The 22,490-nt window shown below is 65.4% G+C and carries 5 protein-coding genes; 4 read left to right on the top strand and 1 reads right to left on the bottom strand.

What is annotated here, in order from left to right; genetic code table 11:
• Positions 1-30 precede the first annotated feature (30 nt).
• The 4 genes from KI235_RS30400 to KI235_RS13070 all read left to right on the top strand — a co-directional run bounded on the left by KI235_RS30400 (position 31) and on the right by KI235_RS13070 (position 20,844).
• The gene (locus KI235_RS30400; RefSeq protein ID WP_244864302.1) at positions 31-5,079 is read left to right on the top strand and encodes a non-ribosomal peptide synthetase; all 5,049 of its coding nucleotides are present in this window, start codon (positions 31-33) and stop codon (positions 5,077-5,079) included.
• Between the two features lie 90 nt (positions 5,080-5,169).
• Positions 5,170-15,363 carry a non-ribosomal peptide synthetase gene (locus KI235_RS13080; protein ID WP_212795786.1) on the top strand — a complete coding sequence of 3,398 codons (10,194 nt, stop codon included), beginning with the start codon at positions 5,170-5,172 and terminating at the stop codon, positions 15,361-15,363.
• The gene (locus tag KI235_RS13075) at positions 15,360-19,196 is read left to right on the top strand and encodes a non-ribosomal peptide synthetase (protein ID WP_212795785.1); all 3,837 of its coding nucleotides are present in this window, start codon (positions 15,360-15,362) and stop codon (positions 19,194-19,196) included. Before KI235_RS13080 ends, KI235_RS13075 begins: the two co-directional genes overlap by 4 nt.
• Position 19,197: 1 nt before the next feature.
• Positions 19,198-20,844, top strand: coding sequence for a cyclic peptide export ABC transporter (locus tag KI235_RS13070; protein WP_212795784.1), 1,647 nt, complete (start codon positions 19,198-19,200; stop codon positions 20,842-20,844).
• Between the two features lie 897 nt (positions 20,845-21,741).
• Here the strand turns inward: KI235_RS13070 and fhuF are convergent.
• Positions 21,742-22,425 (bottom strand): siderophore-iron reductase FhuF, encoded by a 684-nt coding sequence (fhuF, locus tag KI235_RS13065; protein WP_013693066.1) that lies wholly within the window; start codon positions 22,423-22,425, stop codon positions 21,742-21,744.
• Positions 22,426-22,490 lie beyond the last annotated feature (65 nt).

Raw genomic sequence — 22,490 nt, 5'->3', positions numbered from 1 at the left:
ACCGAAGAACGCTTCCTTGCCAGCCCGTTCGTGGCCGGTGACCGCCTGTACCGCACCGGCGACCGTTGCCGCTTCCTGGCCGATGGCAACATCGAGTACCTGGGGCGTCTCGACCATCAGGTGAAACTGCGCGGTCAACGCATCGAGCTGGGGGAAATCGACGCTGCGCTGCTGGCACAGGCCGGTGTTCGCGACGCCGCCACCTTGTTGCTGGACCAGCGTCTGGTGAGTTTCTGGTGCGGTGACGCCGATGAGGTCACCCTGCGTGCCGACCTGAGTGACAGCCTGCCCGCGCACATGCAGCCAAGCCTGTTCGTGCAGCTCGATAACCTGCCGCTCAACAGCAACGGCAAGCTTGACCGCAAGGCATTGGCCGCCACGCCGCTGCCACAAAGCCAAAGCGAGCAGCCGCGCACCGCGCCGCGCACGGTCACTGAAAGCGTGCTCTGCGAACTGTTCAGCGAAGTGCTGGGTGGTGCGGAAGTCGGCATCGAAGACAACTTTTTCCAACTCGGCGGCCATTCCTTGCTGGCCACCCGCCTAGTCAGCCGGGTTCGTGAACGCCTGGGGGTTTCCCTGCCCTTGCCGCTGGTGTTCGCCCAACCGACGGTCGCGGCCCTGGCCGAGCATCTGCGCGCGGCCATGCCCGGTGAGTCGATCAGCGCACAACCGCGCCCGGCGCAATTGCCCCTGGGCCTGGCTCAACGCCGGTTCTGGATGCTCAGCCGCCTGGTACCGGAGTCCCGCGAGTACCACATGCCATTCGCCCTGACCTTGCGCGGCGAGTTGCAGGTCGAGGTCTTGCGCGAGGCCTTTGCGCAGGTCAGCCAGCGCCACCTGGTGCTGCGCAGCCGTATCGTCGAAGTCGACGGCGAGCCGCAATTGCTGATCGACGACCACGGCCCGGCGCTCGCGGTCACTGGCGTTGCAACCCAGGACTGGGCAGCGACCTGTGCCAATGCCCAGAACGCACTGATGACGCCGTTCGACCTGGCCGCCGCGGCGCCTTGGCGGGCGCACCTGCTGCAACGCCAAGGCAGTGACGAGAACCTGTTGCTGGTATGCCTGCATCACAGCGCCACCGACGGCTGGGCCATGCAGTTGCTCATCGACGAACTGACCCAGGCCTACGCCGCCGGCCTGAACGGGCAGTCGCCCGCCTGGGCTCCGCTGGAAATCGACTACGTCGATTTCGCCCTGTGGCAACAGCACCCGGACACCCAGGCCCGGCGCAATGACAGCCTGGACTACTGGAAAAACCACCTGGGCCAGGACGACTACCAACTCGACCTGCCCATCGACCACCCACGCGGCGCCGAAGCCGATCGCCGCGCCCGGCAACTCACCGTGCGCCTCGGAACCCAGCGCGCCGAAGCCATCCGGCAGTTTGCCCGTCAGCGCGGCACGACCACCTACGTGGTGCTGGCCACGGCCCTGAGCGCGCTGCTGGCCCGCTACAGCGGTCAGCGGGAGATTCGTCTCGGCACCCCGGCGGACCAGCGTGACCATGGGCAAACCCAGACGTTGCTGGCCTGCCTGGTCAATACCCTGGTGATCCGCAGCGACGTCGACCAACGGGCCCCGGCCGAGCAACTGCTGGCCAGCCTCGAGGCCGATCTGCGTGCAGCCCAAGCCCATGCTGACCTGCCCTTCGCCACCCTGGTCGGCGCTATCGCGCAGAACCGCGACTTGAACCGTACGCCGCTGTTCCAAGTGCTGTTCTCCCTCAACTACGGCCGCATCGACAGCAGCCAATGGCCGGGGCTGAACGTCGAAGAACAGATGCTGCCGGTGATCGACGCCAAGTTTGAACAGAGCTGGGAAGTCCAGGACGACGGCAGCGACATGACGCTGGCGCTGGAATACCAATCGGCCTTGTACGACGAAGCAACGATGCAACGCTGGAGCGCGCAGTGGTGCGCGCTGCTTGACGCCCTGGTGGCAAGCCCTGGACGCACCCTGGTCGAACTGTTCCCGCAACAGCAGGACCAGCAGCAACTGGACCGCTGGAACGCCACCGACCGCCACTACAGCGGCCCAACCAACCTGCACACCGCCCTGAGCCAGCAAGCGGCCCTGAGCCCCAACGCCCCGGCGCTGGTGTTCGAAGGCCAGCGCCTAAGCTATGCCGAGCTGGACCAGCGGGCGCAAACCGTCGCCCGCGCCCTGCGCGCCGCTGGCGTGGGCACCGACAGCATCGTGCCGGTGTGCATGGAGCGTTCGGTGGAGATGGTCGTGGCCTTGCTCGGCATCGTCCATGCCGGCGCCGCGTGGCTGCCGCTGGACCCGGAGTTGCCTGCCGCGCGCCTGGCGTTCCTGATCGAAGACGCCGATGCCCGGGTCACCTTGACCCAAGCGCAGTGGCTGTCGCGCCTCCCGGTCGGGCATCAAGCCTGGACCCTCGACGCCCTGCCCCAAGCACCCGCCTTCGAACCGATCAATGTCGAAGCCCACGACCTGGCCTACGTGCTCTACACCTCCGGTTCCACCGGCCAACCCAAAGGCGTGATGAACCAACACGGCGCCTTGATGAACCGCCTGCACTGGATGCAGGACGCCTTCCCGATCGGCCCGAACGACCGTGTTCTGCAGAAAACCCCGTACAGCTTCGACGTGTCGGTGTGGGAGTTCTTCTGGCCGCTGATCACTGGCGCGACCCTGGTGGTTGCCCGTCCGGACGGTCATCGCGACCCGGCCTACCTCAGCCAGTTGATCCAGCAGGAACGGGTCACGACCTTGCACTTCGTCCCGTCGATGCTGCGGGCCTTTGTCGAAGAGCCGAGCCTGGTCAACTGCCAGAGCCTGCGCCAGGTGTTCGCCAGTGGCGAAGCCCTGCCGGTGGACCTGGTCCGGCGCTTCATGGGCCAGCACCCGGCGGCACTGGTCAACCTGTACGGCCCGACCGAAGCGGCCATCGACGTCTCGGTCTGGCGTTGCTCGGCGGACGATGCAATCGTGCCGATCGGCAAACCCATCGCCAACCTGCGCTTGTACATCCTCGACGAGGCCCTGCAACCGCTACCGATTGGCAGCATCGGCGAGCTGTACATCGGCGGCGTCGGTGTGGCCCGGGGTTACTTGAAACGCCCGGACCTGACCGAGGAACGCTTCCTCGCCAGCCCGTTCGTGGCCGGTGATCGCCTGTACCGCACCGGCGACCGTTGCCGCTTCCTGGCCGATGGCAACATCGAGTACCTGGGGCGTCTCGACCATCAGGTGAAGTTGCGCGGCCAGCGCATCGAGTTGGGGGAAATCGACTCAGCCCTGCTGAACCTGCCGGCCATCACCGGTGCCTGCACCCTGGTCATCGACAACCGCCTGGTGGCGTTCTACAGCAGTAGCGCCGCGCAACCGGACCTCGACACCCAGCTCGCGGCCGAGCTGCCGGCCTATATGGTGCCAGCGGTATGGGTGCAGATCCCGGCCCTGCCCCTGAGCACCAACGGCAAGATCGACCGCAAGGCCCTCGCCGCCCTGCCCTTGCCGAACACCCAGAAGGACTACGCGGCACCGCGCAACGACCTGGAACGCCTGCTCTGCCAGTTGTTCGGCGAGCTGCTCGGCGACACCTTGACCGGTGGCCGTGAAGTCGGCACCTCGGACAGTTTCTTCGCCCTGGGCGGTGACTCGATCCTCGGCCTGAAACTGATCTCGCGCTTGCGTGAACAGGGCTATTCGCTCACCCCACGGGACTTGTTCCGTTCGCCAACCCCAGCGGCCCTGGCCCACGTGACCACGGCGTTGCTGACCCAGGCCGAACAAGGTGACGTGACCGGGCCGATGCCGCTGATGCCATTGCACCAGTGGTTCTTCGACCAGCAGCAGGTCCAGGTCGCGCACTGGAACCAATCGGTGCTGGCCGACAGCGACCGTCGCCTGGTGCCGGCCATGGTCCAAGCCACGCTGGATCGACTGGTCGCCCACCACGACGCCCTGCGCTTGCGTTTCACCGACGTCGACGGCCAATGGCAGGCGCACATCGCACCAGTGGCTGCGGCCCAACTGACCTGCTGCGAACGCCCGGAACAACTGCTGCAAGTTGCCCAAAGCCTGGACCTGCAACACGGCCCGCTGTTTGCCGCGGCGCTGCTGGAAGGCACCCCGCAGCGCCTATACCTGGTGGCCCATCACCTGGTGGTGGACGCAGTTTCCTGGACGCTGCTGCTGGAAGACTTCCAGCAGTTGTACCCGGCACTGGAGCGTAGCGAGAGCCCGACGTTGCCGGCGAAAACCACCTCGTATCGTCAATGGAGCGAGCACCTGCAAGCCCATGCCGCCAAGGTCGCCGCCGAGCATCGCTACTGGAGTGCCCAGATCGGCGCTAACCAGCCGCCCATGGCCACGGTCGCCGAACGCCAGACCCTGTCGGCCCGCTGGGACGCCAGCCGCACGCACCAATGGCTGACCGAATCCCATGCGGCTTACCGCACGCAACCGGAAGAACTGCTGATCGCCGCCCTCGCCGCGACCCTGGCCGAGGCCGAACAGCGCAGCGACATCGTGGTGGACCTGGAGCGCCACGGGCGTGACGCACCGTTTGCCGGGCTGGACGTCGGCCGCACCGTCGGCTGGTTCACCACCCTCTACCCACTGCGCGTGAATGCCAGCGGCGCCGCGGGCGATCAAGTGCGCAACGCCAAGCAAGCCTTGCGTGACGTACCTGGCCTGGGCCTCGGCTACGGCTTGCTGCGCCAGCGCGGCGAGTTGCCGGCCAGCCACGGTGATGTGCTGTTCAACTACCTGGGGCATGAGCAAACGCCAGAGGGCTGGTTGCGCGCCAGCAGCCTGACCCCGCCGCCGGACGTGGCCTCGGTTAACCGGGTGACCCACGCCCGTGAGGTGGTGGCCTGGCTGGAGGACGGCGTGTTGCGTGTCGAGTGGCACAGCGTCACGCCAAACGCCGACAGCCGCTTGCCCGCTCGCCTGCTGGAACGTTTGCAGGCGCTGGTCGAACACTGCCTCGACCCGCAGGCCGGTTCGCTGATGCCCGCGGACTTCCCGCTGGCCAAGGCGCTGAACCAGAAATCCCTGGACAAGCTGCTGGGCAAGCTCAAGACCAAACCCAATTCCCAAAGCTAGCGAGCGATGCGGCGCCGCAGGTCTCAGACCGATGCGGCGCCTTGATCGACTCACTTGAGTTTTCAAGACTTTGAAATGGACCAAGCAAGCATGAACAACATCGAAGACATCTACTCCCTTTCGCCGACCCAGCACGGCCTGTTGTTCCACAGCGTCTATGAACCGGATTCGCGGGTTTATTACCAACAATTGAGCCTGGACATGAACGGCCCGCTGCAACTGAACGCGTTTCGCGCTGCCTGGCAGGCGCTGATGCAGCGCCACGCGGTGCTGCGCAGTGCGTTTCTCTGGGAAGAACTGGACGATGCCTATCAGGTGGTGCAACAGGAAGTCGCCCTGCCCCTGACCGAACTGGACTGGCAAGACCGCGCCGAGCCACAGGCTGCGCTGGAACAGTTGGCGCTGGAGCAGCGGGCGCAACCCCTGGAGCTGAATGACTCGCCGCTGATGCGCGTGTGCCTGGTGCGCCTGGCCCCCGAGCGCTGGCACCTGATCTGGACCTTCCATCACATCCTCATGGACGGCTGGAGCGTCGGCATCGCCGTCCAGGAGTGGCTGGCGCTGTACTACGAACAAGCCCATGGCCGCCCCGCCCACCTGGCGCCGACCCGCCCTTATCGCGATTACATCGCCTGGCTGGCGGAACAGGACATGGTCGCCACCGAAGGCTTCTGGCGCGAGCAGTTGCAGGACGTCAGCGAGCCGACCCCGCTGCCCACCTTCGCCGTACGCCAGGCAGCACCGGCAGGAGCGCCGTTCGCCGAACGGGAAAGTCTGCTGGCAGCCAGCGAAACCGAGCAGCTGGCGCACTTCGCCCGCCAGAACGATCTGACCATCAATACGCTGATCCAGGGCGCCTGGGCACTGCTGCTGGGCCAACACGCCGGGCGTGACGACGTGGTCTATGGCGTCACCGTCGCCGGACGTCCGGAGAGCCTGGCGGCAGTGGACAGCACCGTCGGGCTGTTCATCAATACATTGCCGCTGCGTGTGCAATGGGCTGACGAGCCGACGCTGGTGACCTGGCTGCAACACTTGCAGCAAACCAACAGTGATCTGCGTCACCACGCCTACCTGCCGCTGGGCAAGCTCAAGTCGATGACGCGCATCGCTGCCGAACAGGCGCTGTTCGACTCGATCCTGGTGTTCGAGAACTTCCCGGTCACCGACGCGCTCAACCAGGACACCGGTGGCTTGAGCTTCAGTGCCCCGAGCAACGACCAGCAGGTCGATGGCATTACCCTCACCCAAGGCCGCAACCACTTCCCGCTATCGCTGATCGTGGTGCCGGACAAACAACTGCACTACCTGATCAGCTACGACCGCAGTCGCTTCAGCGACGCAGAGGTCGCGGTGTTGTCGGCACAATTGCGCGCCATCCTGTTGGCGATGACGGCACAAGCGCAGTGCCGGGTCAACGAGCTTGAATGGCTGAGCCCTGAAGAACGCCAGCAACTGCTCGTGCAGGGTCGCGGCGTGCAGCTGCCGGTGCCTGAGGCGTGCCTGCACCAGCGTTTCGAACAACAGGTGGCCGCTCACCCGGAACACCTGGCGGTCCGCGACCGTCAGGTCGCCCTGACCTACCGTGAACTGGACCAGCAGGCCAATCGCCTCAGCCAGTATTTGCGCGCCCAGGGCATCGGCCACGACAGCGTCGTGGCGCTGGCCCTGGAGCGCAGCGCCGAGTTCGTGATTGCCCTGCTGGCCACCCTCAAGGCCGGCGCCGCCTATCTGCCGCTGGACCTCAAACAACCCGCCGGACGCCTGGCCGATGTGCTGGTGGACAGCCGCGCCGCGCTGCTGATCGGCGCGGCCGCCTCGCCCCTGCTCAAGGGCCTGGCCGAGCACACGCCGACGCTGTGGCTGGCGGAACAGGCCGAGACCATCGCCTCCCAGCCAGACATGCCACCGACCGTGGCCCACAGCCCGACTGACGCCGCCTACGTGATCTACACCTCGGGCTCCACCGGCACCCCCAAGGGTGTGGTGGTCGAGCACCAGTCCATCGTCGATTACCTGACGGCGGTGCACGCGGTACTCAACCCACCGCTGGCGGCCCGTTACGGCTTGCTGTCGAGCATCGCCGCCGACCTCGGCCACACCCAGCTGTTCGGCGCCCTGTGCAGCGGCGCCAGCCTGCTGCTGGTGGATGAAGACAGCGGCTTCAGCCCCCTGGCGCTGGCCGAACTCTTCGAGCAACACCCGGTGGATGTGCTGAAGATCACCCCAAGCCACCTGGCCGGTCTGTTGCAGGCGCTTCCCGACGCCCGCCTGTTGCCGCGCGCCCTGCTGGTCTTCGGTGGCGACGCCCTCAGCCCGGCGCTGCTGGAGCAGGTCAACCGCCTGGCCCCAGGGCTCAGGGTGTTCAACCACTATGGGCCGAGTGAAGCGACAGTCGGGGCGATTGCCACCGAACTGCCGGCAGGCCTGCACAGCATCGCCCTCGGCCGGCCGCTGCCGAACCGCCGATTGCAAGTGGTGGATGCCAACGGTCGGCTGGTGCCCACCGGGGTGTCCGGTGAGCTGCTGATCAACGGCGCCCTGGCCCGGGGTTACCTGCACCGCCCGGACCTGACCGCCGAGCGCTTCCACCTCGACGCGGATCAACAACGCTGGTACCGCACGGGCGACCGCGTGCGCTGGCAAGTGGACGGCCAATTGGCGTTCCTCGGTCGGGTCGACAGCCAGGTCAAGATCCGTGGCAACCGCCTGGAGCTGGGCGAAGTCGAGGCGCAGCTCAAACGCCTGTCGCCGCTGATCGAACAGGCGCTGGTCCGCGCCGTGGAACTGGACGGCAGCCTGCGCCTGGTGGCCTACCTGGTCGCCAGCCAGTCGCTGTCCGCCACGAAACTGCGTAACGACCTCGCAGCGCGGGTGCCGGACTACATGGTGCCGGCGCACTTCATCACCCTCGACGAATTGCCCCTGACCCGTAACGGCAAGGTCGATGTCCAGCGCCTGCCGCTCCCGCAAAAGCCCACGGACGACAGCGCCACCCACGTTGCCCCGCGCAATGAAGTCGAAGCGCAACTGGCCGCCATCTGGCAGGAGGTGCTGAAGCTTGAGCGTGTCGGCGTGCATGACAACTTCTTCGCCCTGGGCGGCGACTCGATCATCAACTTGCAGATCATCGCCCGCGCCAACCAGCAAGGGCTGAAACTCACGCCCCGCCAGCTCTTCGAAAACCGCACCATCGCCGACATCGCCCGGGTGCTGGGCGCCGATGCCAGCCAGGGTGTGGCACAAGACATTGCCGATGGCTATGAACTGCCGCTGGCCGCCGGTCAACTGGCGCGCTTGCAACAAGGGCCGTTGCACGCGACTTGGCGTTGCGTGGCGCTGACCCAGGCGATCGACAGCGAGCTGCTGAGCCAGGCCATCGGCGCCTTGCAGCAACACCACCAGGCCTTGCGCCTGGCGCTCAAGGCCCTGCCGGAGGGCGAGTGGCAGCAACGGGTGCTGGTCGCGACCAAGGCCCCGGTCATCACCACCGAAAAACTGGAGACCTGCGCCCCGGCGCAACTGCAAGCCCTGGCCCAGGCCGGTGTCGATGCGCTGGACTTGGACGCCGGCCAAACCCTGCACGCCAGCTTGCTGGAAGTGGGCGGCAAGCACGCCCTGCTGCTGGCCGCTCATCCGCTGTGCCTGGACGAAGCCTCCTGGTCGCTGCTGCTGACTGACCTCAACCTGGCCTTGGCGCAACTGCGTTATCAGCGGCCGGTGCGCCTGTCCTACGCCGGTGGTGACTTCACCCAGTGGACACGGCACCAGCAAGCTCACGCACAGGGCGATGCCCTGGACGACGCCTGGGAGCACTGGCTGCAATACGCCGGTCTGGAACCGCTGCAACTGCCTGACAGCCAGCAGCCGGTCAGCGTGATCGAACAGACCCTGGCGGCCGCCACCTCAGGCGAACTCAAGCGCCTGGGCGAAGTGCTGCAACTGGACTGGAATAGCCTGTTGGCCGCAGCCGTGGCCGAACAGTACCGTGAACTGTGCGGCAATGGCCTGATCGCGCTGAGCGTGCACGGCGCCCGACCGAGTGTCGAGCGCTTGCCGGTCGCAGCGCCGATTGCCGTGGCCGACCTCGACCCGGCACGCATCATCGGGCCCTTGGCACTGGCGGTGCCTTATTTCCTTCAGCCCGAAGGCGACAGCCTGCTGCAACGCTTGCAGGCACTGGCCACGCAGATGCGCGCCTACCCGCAACACGGCGTCGACTATGGCGCCCTGCGCTACCTGTCGGACAACACCTACCTGCAAGAACCGCTGCGTGACCTGCCGACGGCCTCGGTCGCCATTCGCTGGCTGGGCAACCTCGACAGCCATCGCGAAGAGCGCGGCATCCTGGCCCAGGTCGAAGCCGCAAGCCCATCGACGGCTTCGCCTTGCCCACTGACCCTGGACGCCTGGTGGCAGGATGACTGCCTGCACCTGCGCAGCCAGGGCACCCTCGCCGCCGACTGGGCACCGCGCCTTGCTCAACGCTTGAGCGAACTCGCCGGACTCGTCGCCACACCGGACCTGCGCCCTGCCAGCCAGGCGTTTCCACTGTGCCACAAGCAAGCGGCGACCCTGGCGGCCGAGCCGCTGGACTGGTTGAACATCGAAGACGTCTACCCGTTGTCGTCGATGCAACAAGGCATGCTCCTGCACACGCTGTTGCAACCCCACAGCGGCATCTACCTGATGCAACAACGCTACAGCTGGGACGGGGTATTGCAACGCCCGGCGATGGAAGCTGCGTGGCAGTTGTTCCTCGAGCGCCATCCGATGATGCGGACCGCCTTCTGGTGGCAGGACGACCATGAGCCGCTGCAATGCGTGTACCGCCAGACCCACAGGGCGTTCGACTGGCAGGACCTGCGTCATCTCGACGAAGAACAGCAGCGCCTGGCCATGGACCAGGCCCTCGAAGCACAACGCCTGCAAGGTTTCGACATGGCCGCTGCGCCACTGACCCACCTGCGGGTGTTCCAACTCGACGAGCGACGCTTCGCCGTGGTGCGCAGCTTCCATCACATCCTGACCGACGCCTGGTGCTTTGGCCTGCTGATGGAAGACCTGCTGGCGATCTACCAGGCCATCGTGCGCCAGGAACCTGTGGCCCGTCCGCGCTTGCGCTCGTTCCGCGGCTACATGAGCTGGCTGGAACGCCATGACATGGCCGCCGCACACGCGTTCTGGCAAGCCGAAATGGCCGGTTTCAGCGAGCCGACGCCACTGCATGTGGACAGCCCCGCAGCCGGCCCGGAACAGGTCGGCGACTTCGACCAGACCCTGAGCATCGCCCAGACCCAGCGTCTGCAGCAGCTATGCCAGCAATACCAACTGACCCCCAACACCTGGATTCAGGGCGCCTGGGCGCTGTTGCTGTCGCGCTACAGCGGCAACCGCGACGTGCTGTTCGGCGTGACCGTCGCCGGCCGCCCGACTGACCTCGCCGGTGTAGAAGAAATGGTCGGGCTGTTCATCAACAGCTTGCCACTGCGCATCGATGTCGACCCACAAGCGCCAGTGGCCGACTGGTTGCAGGCGCTGCTGTCCCACAACGCGCAATTGCGCGAACACGAAAGCGCGTCGCTGGTGGACATTCAGCGTTGCAGCCAGGTGCCGCGCGGCCAGCAATTGTTCGACAGCCTGGTGGTGTTCGAGAACGCGCCACTGGATATCAGCAGCGTGCAACTGGATGCCTTCAGCATCGACATCTACGAAGACCGAGTGCACACCAACTTCCCGATGACGGTGGTGTTGTACCCCGGCGACCGCCTGGGCATTCGCTTGTCCTACGACAGCATGCGTTTCAGCACTGACACCGTGCAGCGCATGCTCGGGCACCTGGTGCAGCTGCTTTCGAACATGCTGGAGACACCGCAGGCGCCCCTGGGCAGCCTGCACATGCTGCCTGAGTCGGAACGCCGGCAGTTGCAGATCGACTGCTACCGCAGCGACGTCGACTTCCCGCTGGAGCGCGGCTATGCGGCGCTGTTCGCCGAACAAGTGCGCAGCCGCCCGCAACACCTCGCCGCGGTATGCCAGGGACAATCGCTGACCTACGCCGAACTGGATCGCCGCGCCAACGCCATCGCCCATGCGTTGCAAGCCGCCGGGGCCGGCCCGGAAACCCTGGTGGCGCTGTTCGCTGAGCGTGGCCTGGCCTTGCTGACGATGATGATCGCCACGCTCAAGGCCGGCGCCGCGTTCCAGACGTTGGATATCCAACAGCCTCACGCCCGCCTGGCGGAGCTGCTGGACCTGGGCGAAGCGCCGCTGTTGCTGGTGTGCGAGCACGCGACCTCGGCACTGGACAACGTCCTGCCGCAGATGCGCCAGCAACCCACCTGCCTGATCGCCCAGGCACTCTGGCAAGGCCGCGAACAGCCGCCGGTCAGCTATGTGCACAACCCGGATCAACTGGCCTACGTGATCTTCACCTCCGGTTCCACCGGCACGCCCAAAGGTGTGATGGTCGAACAACGCGGCATGCTCAACAACATGTTCGGCAAGGTCCCGAGCCTGGGCCTGGGTGAGCACGACCGGATTGCCCAGACGGCTTCGGCGGCGTTCGATATCAGTGTGTGGCAATTCCTCGCCGCACCGCTGTTCGGCGCCACCGTGCACATTCTTCCCGATGCCCAGGCCCACGACCCTGTAGCCTTGCTCGATGCGGTTCAAGAACAGCAGCTGACGCTGCTGGAAACCGTACCGGCGCTGATTCGCGGCATGCTCCAGGAAAGCCAGGCGCACCACAGCCTGGCGAGCCTGCGCTGGCTCCTGCCTACCGGTGAGGCATTGCCACCGGCCCTGGCGCGGGACTGGTTCGCACGCTTCCCGGCCATCCCGTTGATGAACGCCTACGGACCCGCCGAATGCTCGGACGACGTCGCCTTCTACCCCATCACCCAAGCCCCGGCCGACGACTGCCTGCACATGCCCATCGGCAAGCCGACCGCCAATAACCAGGTGTTCGTCCTCGACTCGGCGCTGCGCATGGTCCCCATCGGCGTACCCGGCGAGTTGTGCATCGGCGGTGTCGGCGTAGGTCGCGGCTACCTGCGCGACCCGCAACGTACCCGCGAAGCCTTTGTGCCGCACCCGTTCCAGGCCGATGCGCGCCTGTATCGCAGCGGTGACATCGGCCGGATGCGCGCCGACGGCGTGATCGAGTACCTCGGCCGTCGCGACCAGCAAGTGAAGATCCGTGGCCACCGCATCGAACTGGGCGAGATCGAAAACCGCCTGATGCAACACCCGGCGGTGGACAGCGCGGCGGTGCTGGCGCTGCCCGACGCCCGCGGTGCGTTGCAACTGGTGGCCTGGTATGTGCTCGACGAAGCGGTCGACCTGGGCGGTGAGTCCGCGCAACAGGTCTTGAGCGCTTACCTGGGCCAGCAACTGGCAAGCTACATGGTCCCGGCCCGTTGGCTGGCCCTTGCGCAATTGCCGCTGAACGCCAATGGCAAGGTCGACCGCCGCGCCCTCGCCGCCCTGGATGTGCCCCAGGACGAGACAGCGCAGGCGCAAGGCATCGCACCGCGTACGCCAACCGAGACAGTGCTCGCCGAACTCTGGCAGGAAATCCTTGGCCTGGACGATGTCGGTGTGCATGACGACTTCTTCGCCATCGGCGGTCACTCGCTGCTGGCCACCCAGGTGTTGTCGCGGATTCGTCGACGGTTGAACGTGAACCTGCCACTGCGCACGCTGTTCGAGCGCGGCACCCTCGAACAATTGGCCGAAGCGGTCGATCAGCAGCGCAACGCCCAGACCGAAGCCGACAGCGACAGCGAGATGACCCTGGCGCCGCGCAACCAGCCGTTGCCGCTGTCCTACAGCCAGCAACGGTTGTGGTTCCTGGATCGCTTCGAAGGCCCCAGCGCCGCCTACAACATGACCACCACCGTCAGGCTGCGTGGCGCGCTGGACATCGCGGCGCTGCAAGCGGCGTTGCAGGCAGTCTTCGAGCGCCATGAATCCTTGCGCACGGCGTTCCACCTCCACGGCGACCAGCCTTGCCAGGTCATCAGCCCGGCGCCTGTGGTGGACTTGACGCCGACCGAGCTGAGTCACCTCGACAGCAAGCAGCAGGCGCCAACCCTGCAACGCCTGATCTCTGAACAGGCCGCTCGCCCGTTCGATCTGCAACAGGCACCAATGCTGCGCGCCAACCTGCTGCGCCTGGGTGCCGATGATCATGTGCTGCAACTGGTGCTGCATCACATCGCCACCGACGCCTGGTCCATGGGCATCCTGATGCAGGAGCTGATCGTCGGGTACCAGGCCCGTACCAGCGGCTCGACACCGGTGCTGCCGGTGCTGCCGATCCAGTTCGCCGACTATGCCTACTGGCAACGCAGCGAAGCGCAACAGCGCCTGCTGGCACGGGCCATCGACTACTGGCGCCGCCAGCTCGACGGCGCGCCAACGCTGATCCCGCTGCCGCTTGACCAGCCACGCCCGACGCGCCCCGACTACCAGGGCGCGGCGCTGGAGCAACGCTTCACCGCGGCCCAGACGCAGGTGCTCAAGGCCTATGCGCAAGCGCAACGGGCGACGCTGTTCATGGTCTTGCTCAATGCCTTCAACAGCCTGTTGCAGCGCGCCACCGGGGCCAACGATTTTATCGTCGGCACCGACCTGGCCAACCGCGAACATCCGGCCCTGGAACACCTCATCGGCTTCTTCGTCAACGTGTTGCCGATCCGTGCCCGCCTGAGCGAAGGCGAAACCTTTGACGTCCGCCTGCAACGCTTGCGCGAGGATTGCCTGTCGGCGTTCCAGCACCAGCAGGTGCCGTTCGACAAACTGGTCGAGGAGTTGCAGCCGCCGCGTACGCCGGGGGTCAACCCACTGGTCCAGGTGCTGTTCGTCATGCAGAACACACCCAGCGGCAATGCCAGCCTGCCGGACCTTGAGGTGGAGCACTTGGTATCGCCCCAGGAAAGCAGCAAGTTCGACCTCGCTGTGTTCGTCGAAGAGGACGAGGAACAAGGCCTGAACGTGCGCTGGGTGTATCGCACCAGCGTGCTGCAGGCGCAGACCGTCCAGCGCCTCGAACAAGGCTTCGAGAGCCTGCTGGAGCAGATCCTCTCGGACGCAGGCCAAGCGCTGGAGCATTGGTCGTGGCGCCTTGAGGGCGGCAACGCCAGCACGCCGTCCCAGGCCGATTCGTCGCTCGACGAGGCCTCGGCCCGCAGCGCGCGCAAGCAGTCGAAACTGAGCAAGCTCAAGCAGACCCGCGCTACCGCCGTGAGCCAGGTGGCCCACGAGCAGGTCCGTACCCGCACCCTCAACGCCGGGCAGGCCTTGCCATTGGTGATCGAGCCGTTGCTCGGCGACCTGGACCCGGTGCACTGGGCGCTGCAAGCCCGGGAATGGATCAATGCCCAGTTGTTGACCCACGGTGGCCTGCTGTTCCGGGGTTTCAACCTGCCGGACGCTGGCGCTTTCGAACAATTCGCCCAGGCCATCGAACCCGACCTCTACGGGACCTACGGCGACCTGCCGAAAAACACCTCGGGCAAGAACATCTACCACTCCACGCCGTACCCGGAACAGCACATGATTCTCTTCCACAACGAGAGCTCCCATCTGCCGCAGTGGCCACGCAAGCAGTGGTTCTATTGCGAAACGCCGGCACCGCGCGGCGGCTGCACGCCCATCGTCGATTGCCGGCAGGTGTTGGCGCGCTTGCCCGAGGACATCGTCGCTCGCTTCAAGGCCCTGGGGCTGCTTTATGTGCGGCACTTCACCGACAAGCTGGATGTTCGCTGGCAGGACTTCTTCAAGACCGAACAGCGCGAGGAAGTCGAGCGCCAATGCCTGGCGTCGGGCATGCGCTGGGAATGGCTGGGGACCGACAACCTGCGGATCGCCCAGCATTGCTCGGCCATCGTCGCGCATCCCGAGACCGGTGAACTGTCGTTCTTCAACCAGGTGCAACTGCACCACACCGCCTGCCTGGAGCCGGAAGTGCGCAGCAACCTGATCAGCCTGTTCGGCCCCGGGCACCTGCCCCGCAACGTGTACTACGGCGACGGCAGCGTGATCGAAGACGCGGTGATGCAAGTGATCGGCGAAGCTTATGAAGACTGCGCAGTACGTTTCAGTTGGCAAAAGGGTGACATGGTGATGCTGGACAATATGTTGGTGGCCCATGCCCGGGACCCCTTCGAGGGCGAGCGCAAGATCTGCGTTGCCATGGGCCAGATGATGCGCCGTGAACAATTGACCGGCTGCCTGCCCGAAGCGCAGCCGTCGCCGGCTGCGGAGGTGCAGGCATGAGCGCCTTCGAAAAACGTGAAGAAGCCTTCGCCCTCTCGCCCCAACAACGCAGCCAGTGGTTGGCGGGGTTGCCAGCAGCGCGCCTGGAACTGGAAATAAAAGGTCCGTTGGCCCTGGAACGTCTGCAGCAACGACTCGTCGCCCTGAGCGCCTGCCACGAGGCCTTGCGCCTGCGGGTGCGGCCTGAGCCTGGCTTATTGATGCCATTGCAAGTGATCGAATCCACCGTCATGGCCGCGAACGCCTTCAACGTCGAGGTGCAAGCAATCGGCGCCGATCGCCACCGGGTGACGCTGCAATTGCCGGCACTGAGCGCCGATCGCGGAACCTTGCTGCGCCTGGCGCAGGCATTGGGCTCGACCGATGCGCCATCGGTGGATGACGAGGCCATGACCTATACCCAGTACAGCGCCTGGCTCTACGAATTGCAGGCCGATGAAGACGCCGAGCCTGGCCGACGCTTCTGGGCCAGCCAGGCCCTGGACGAGCCGGCCGCCAGCGAATTGCTCTACCGCCAGGTACGCAGCGACCGCCCGGACGCCCCGGTCACCACTCGCCTGGACGCCAACCCGTCGGTGAGCATGGCCCTGGACAGCTTTTGCCAGCGTCACGACGCATCGCCCGAGCAGGTCTTGATGACGGCCTGGGGCGTGCTGTTGCAGCGCCTGAGTACTGGCGACAGCCCCGCACTGACCTTGAACTGGGTCCACGATTGCCGCGACGACTATGAAGAACTCGCCGACTGCTGGGGCTTGTTCGCCAAGCCCCTGCCCCTGCGCTGGCAACCGGCGGCGGACAGCCATTTTGCCCAGGCGCTGGCGAACCTGCAGGTGCTCTGCGAGCAAGCCACGGAATGGCAGGAATACTGCGGCGTCAGCGCTGCACAGCCGGGCGACGCCTCGCAGTACGGTTTCCAGTGGGGTGGGCAGTTGCCCGATCGGCTCGACACCTTGGGCAACCTGGCATCGACGCTCACCGTGCTGGACGCACAGGCCATCCCCGCGGGCATGGAGCTGCTGCTGGTGGCCGAAACCATCGCTGGCGGCTATCGCTTGAACCTCTGCCACCTGCCGAGCCGCTACAGCGAACAAGCCGCCCTGGTCTTGCTGGAGCAGTTCCAATCGCTGCTGCTCGACGCCCTCACCAACCCGGGCAAGCCCTTGGCCGAGCTGTCATTGCAGTCGCCGAGTTTCACCGCGACGCTGGCCGCCCTGCAGGCGCCAGTCGACGTCGCGGCGCTGCCGTTTACCAGCGTGCCGGCGAGCTTCGATGCGTGTGCCGCGCAGTTCCCCGAGCACTTGGCCCTGCGCGACCACAGCGGGCCACTGAGCTACGCCCAATTGCAGGCCCGCAGCAGCCAACTGGCGCGTTACCTGCGCGCTCAAGGCGTGGGTCGCGAAGACCGCGTCGCCTTGTACCTGGATCGCTCGTCGCAGATGGTCCTGGCCATGCTCGCCGTGCTCAAGAGCGGCGCGGCGTTCATTCCCCTGGACGTGCATCAGCCGGCACAGCGCTCCCTGGCCATCCTGCAACAGGCGCAGCCGGTCTTCATCCTGAGTGGTTCGGCCGGCAGCGCCCCTGCGTTGCCCGCCATCGGCAGCCTCGACCTGCGGGATGAAGCGACCTGGCAGCAAGCACCCACCACGCCAGTCGATGTCGAGATCCAATCCCAGGACGCGGCTTACGTGCTGTTCACCTCCGGCAGCACCGGCACGCCTAAAGGCGTTATCGTCGAGCATCGGCAGCTGGCCAGTTATGTCGCCAGCGTGTCCCGCCGCCTGGCGCTGGCGCCCGGCGAACGCAGCGCGGTGGTGACTTCCCTGGCGGCCGACCTGGGCTACACGTTGCTGTTCCCGGCACTGCTCAGCGGCGGCGAATTGCACTTGCTGGACAAGGAAACGGCGATGGACGCCCAGGCCTGGGCTGCCTGGCAGGCGCGATACCCGATCGACCACCTGAAGATCGTGCCGTCGTTGCTCGACGCCTGGTTGATTCACGCCCAAAGCGCTGCCGTGTTGCCACGCAAGCAATTGATCCTCGGTGGCGAAAGCTGTTCGCGGCGCCTGTTGCAAAGCATTCGCGACCTCTCGCCGACGCTGGTGGTCTTCAACCATTACGGCCCGACCGAAACCACCGTTGGCGTGGTGATGCACAAAGCCGAGCCGACCATGGATTATCGCCGCCTGCCGCTGAGCGACCGTCTCGACGGCATGCGCCTGTACCTGCTCGACGAGCAGCAAGCGCTGGCCGCCCCCGGCCAGAGCGCCGAGCTGTATATCGCCGGCCCGCAACTGGCCCGCGGTTATCTGGACACAGAACAAAGCACTGGGCGTTTTATCGAACTGGCGCAACTGCCTGGCGAACGCCTCTATCGCACCGGCGACCTGGCCCGCTATCGCCATGACGGCAGCCTGGAAATCACCGGACGCGCAGACCGCCAGGTGAAAATCCGCGGTTTCCGTGTGGAACTCGACGAGATCCAGGCGCAGCTGACCGGCCTTCCCGGTGTAGCCCAGGCTGCCGTGGAATGCATCCCTCGGGGCGAGCTCGGCCAGCAACTGTTCGCGTTCATGACCCTGGCGCCTGGGCATTCGACCACGGTCGCCCGGCTGCACGGCCAGGCCCAGGATTGCTTGCCAGACTACATGCTGCCCACCCTGCGGATCGTCGAAGCATTGCCACTGATGGGCAACGGCAAGCTCGACCGCAAGACCCTGCAGCAATGGGCTGATAAAGTCCTCGACACGGTCGGCAGCGCCTTGCCGCGCACACCGATGGAAGCCCTGCTCGCCGACGTCTGGGCGCAGGTGCTGGGCCTGGAGCGGGTGGGCATCGACGATGACTTCTTCGAGCTGGGCGGCCACTCCCTGGCAGCAGTGACCCTTGCCAGTCGCTTGCAGACCGCGCTGTCGGCACCGGTGACGGTCAATGCGGTGTTCAACGCCCCGAGCGTCTCGGCGTTTGCGGCGCTGGTACAGGCCGAGCTCAAGCTCTCGCCGCTGGTCCGGCTGTCGGCGCCCAACACCGTTGAGGCCGCCAACCTGTTCTGCTTCCACCCATCCACCGGTCACGTGCAGGATTACCGCACGCTGCTGGCGCCGCTTTCGGGCTGGCATCTGTGGGGCTTGCAGGCGGCGTACCTGAGCGACGACAGCACAGCGCTGGGCGGCGATATCGAGAGCCTCGGCGCGCTTTATGTCGAACACCTGCGCCAGCAGCAACCGCAAGGGCCTTATCACCTGCTGGGCTTTTCCCTCGGCGGCCTGCTGGCGATTGCCGCGGCCGCTCGCCTGGAAGGCCAGGGTGAAGAAGTGGCGTTTCTCGGTATCATCGACTCGCAATACCAGCGTCAGGCGCCGGAAGACAGTGTCGAAGCACTGCTGGAATCGGCTTCCCAAGCAGTGACACCGGACAGCCAGGCAGTGTTGCGCCAGTTGCCGCCGCCGATCATGGCCGCTTTGCTGGCGCAACTGGACGCCCTGCCTCCAGCGGCACGCCTGCCGGAACTGGTCCAGTGGGCACGGCAACAAGGCCTGCAACTCGATGGCGACAGTTGGGAGCATTTGCAAATGCGGCTGCGCTACCAGCAACATACGCAGCATCTGCTGGCGACTTTCCAGCCTGCCCGGCTAAGTTGCCCGGTGCATGTCTGGTGGGCCAGCGACACCCTCGCCCAGCCTGACTTCGCCGACCCGCAGTGGGAACGCTTGAGCAGCGGGCCGTTGACCCGCGAGGTCATCGCCGCACAACACCTCACCATCCTGGAGCAACGCGCCTTGCATGAACAATTGGCGGCGCGCCTCACGGCCATTGCTACACACGGAGCGGTTTGAAATGGATCTGTTGTTACTCATGGCTAAACGCTCATGGCGCGCACTGCTGGTGGCGACCCTGACGGGGCTGACCTGCGGCCTCGCAGCGGCCGGCCTGATCGCCAACATCAACCACAGCCTGGAGGTGTTCGATAAGCTGCGCCCAGTGGATGGCGTGCTCTTCGCCGGCCTGGTGGTGTTGGTCGCGGTGTCGCGGATAGTCTCCGACATCAGCCTGCTACGCCTGGGCCAGGCCGCGGTCAACGACATGCGCCTGCACCTGAGCGCCAAGCTGATCGACACGCCCTACGCGCAATTGCAGCGCCTGGGCAAACATCGCCTGCTGGCAATGCTCACCGACGATACGCAAACCATCAGCCAAGCGGTGGAGTTGGTGCCGATCCTGCTGGTCAACGTCGGGATCATCGTCGCATGCCTGGGCTACCTGGGCTGGCTCAGCATGCCGCTGCTGGGCCTGACGCTGCTGCTGATCGCCCTCGGCAGCCTGAGCTTTCACTGGCCGCAACGCCGGGCACTGACCTCGATTTCCCGCGCTCGCGAGCTCAAGGACCAGTTGTTCAATCAATACCGCCTGCTCACCGATGGCAGCAAGGAACTGCAACTCAACCATCCGCGCCGGCAGCACTTCTTCACCCGCCTGCTGATACCGGTGAGCCAGCAATATCGCCGCGATTTTGTCCGGGGCATGAGCATCTACGCCCTGGTCCTGAACTGGGGCAATGCGGTGTTCTACATGCTGATCGGCGTGGTGCTGTTCGCCGCGCCGCACTTCATCGAGCTGGGCGTGAGCCTGGTCACCGGCTATATCCTGGCGATCCTCTACATGATCACGCCGCTGTCGGAACTGATGCACGCCTTGCCGACCCTCGGCCGGGCCAGCGTGGCGCTGAACAAGATCCGCGCCCTGGAAGGCGAGATGCAAACCGTCGGCGAGGCCCTCGACACGATCTCGCCAACCCAGGTTCGCAGCCTGGTGTGCCGCCAGGTCACCCACACCTATTACCGCGAGCGCGAGGACGGTCATTTCACCCTGGGCCCCATCGACCTCTCCCTCAATGCCGGCGAAGTGGTGTTCATCACCGGCGGCAACGGCAGCGGCAAGACCACCCTGGCCTTGTTGCTGACCGGGCTATACCGGCCGGAAAGCGGCGACATCATGCTCGACGAGCAAGTGTCTTCGAGCAATGACAACCACCATTACCGACAGCACTTCTCGGCGATCTTTACCGACTTCTGCCTGTTCGAAAACCTGTTCGATGGCGACGATCCACACCTGGTGAAACAGGCCCAGGACTACCTGGTGCACTTGCAACTGGACCACAAGGTGAAAATCGAGGAAGGCAAGCTGACGACGCTGGCGCTGTCCACCGGGCAACGCAAGCGCCTGGCGCTGCTCAGTGCGTACCTGGATGATCGTCCCTGCTATCTGTTCGACGAATGGGCCGCCGACCAGGACCCGGTGTTCAAGCACTTTTTCTACACCCGGATCCTGCCGGACCTGCGCAAGCGCGGTAAATTACTGATCGTCATCTCCCATGACGACGCCTACTTCGGCCTGGCCGACCGGCTGATACGCATCGAACATGGCAAGCTCAGCGAAGTCGCCCCGCAGGCTGATGCGATGCCCGTGGCCGAAATGCTGTCTTGAGGAAACCCTGAACATTGTGGGTAATGCTGTTCACTTACGGCGCTTCTTTCAGAAATGGAAAGCGTCGTTTTTTTGATAAAGCTACTCGCCTTTTTTCCGGACGGATGGTGTGTATATCCGTTGCTGCGGTAACGGCAGCTGGCGGTTCCGCCCTGACGGCGGGTCACTTTTGGAAGAGCCGGGAGCCGGACCAGCCAAAAGTAACCAAAAACGCTTTGCCCCACCACTCGGTGCCTCGCTAGGGCTCGGCATGCCCTCACGCCGGCCAGCGTGGTTTAACGGGGCTCTCAGATCAAGATCTAAAGCAAAGCAAAGCAAAGCAAAAGCGGGGCATGTCCAGCATCTATGTGACTGCGCCACGGCTATCGCGAGCAGGCTCGCTCCCACAATGGGCCGCAGTGAACACAGAACTCATGAACACCCAAGATCACCTGTGGGAGCAAAGCTTGCTCGCGATGAGGCCAGCAAACCCAACATCCATGCGACTGAGCCACCGCCATCGCGAGCAAGCTTTGCTCCCACAGTTCTGATGGGTGTATGACCGGGAGAACCAGGTCGGCTGTTAGGCCGCCTCGCGGTGGACGTTGATCTCGGCGCCCCGTTAACCACGATGGCCGAACGCAGGCATTGCGCAGTGGGTATCCCGGCATGGATGCCGGGATAGCCGCGGCCAAGGATGGCCCTTCGCGGCGGCCCACGGAGCAATGCCGGAGTGAGGGCACACCGAGCCGAAGCGAGGTGCCAAGTGGTGGGGCAAAAGCGTTTTACTTTTGCGCTTTTCAAAAGTGAGCCGCCGTCAGGGCGGAACCCTAAGCAGCCGTTACCGCAGCAACGGATATGCACCCAATCCAATCCAACCCAGTCCAACCCACCCAAAAGAAAACGACGCGCTCCCCCCTACTCATAGATGTAACGCAGGTAGCTCACCTGCTCCGCCACCGGCAGGCGGTGCAGCTTGGGGCAGGATTCGCAGAGCACTGGCGGTTGGCCTTCGACCGGCTCATGCAGCTGGTAATGCAGGCAGCAATGCCGGCGCAGGGGCAAGCACGGGCAAATCTGCGGCGCCGGTGATTCGACCATGCGTTGCAGGCCTCGCAGCTTCAAGCGTCCGTTGTTCACCGTGACGTGTTCCAGCCACTGGTGCGCCTCGGCGAAGCCGTCCCTGGACAGGTCCGGGTCCAGCCTGGCGAACGCGCCATCCCAGATGGCGACGAAGTTGCCCCACAATATCTTCGGAGCCAGGCCACCAGCGGCGGCCAAGGTGCTGAACAGCGGCGCCAGGTGCTCGTGGATCAATCGCGACCAGTACGCGGCACGATCATCCGCACCCAAGGCCGACAGCCCGGTGGCCAGGCCCAGCGCCGCAGGTTGACCGTCGTCGTGCAGCAGCAGCGCGTCTTCGCCCCAGAACTCGATGGCGCAATGACGCGTCAGCACGCAGGCCAGGGTGGCCGGCAGGACAATACTCATGTAGTTCATCGACCACTGCGAGACCACGGCGGCGCGGTTCACCCCCGGGTAACGCAGGGCAAACCGGCTCAGCAAGGGTTGCAGTACGGCAGGGTCGGCAAGCTGGCTCAACGCGATGGCAGGCTGGTCGCCAGGTGCCTGCCGGATAACCCGCTGTATCGGCGGCCAGGCCTGGT

The sequence above is a fragment of the Pseudomonas sp. St386 genome (genome assembly GCF_018325865.1).
In the GTDB taxonomy this organism is placed as follows: Bacteria; Pseudomonadota; Gammaproteobacteria; order Pseudomonadales; family Pseudomonadaceae; genus Aquipseudomonas; species Aquipseudomonas brassicacearum.
The sequence above is the reverse complement of the archived record's forward strand: the minus strand, read 5'-3'. Positions and strand labels throughout refer to the sequence as shown.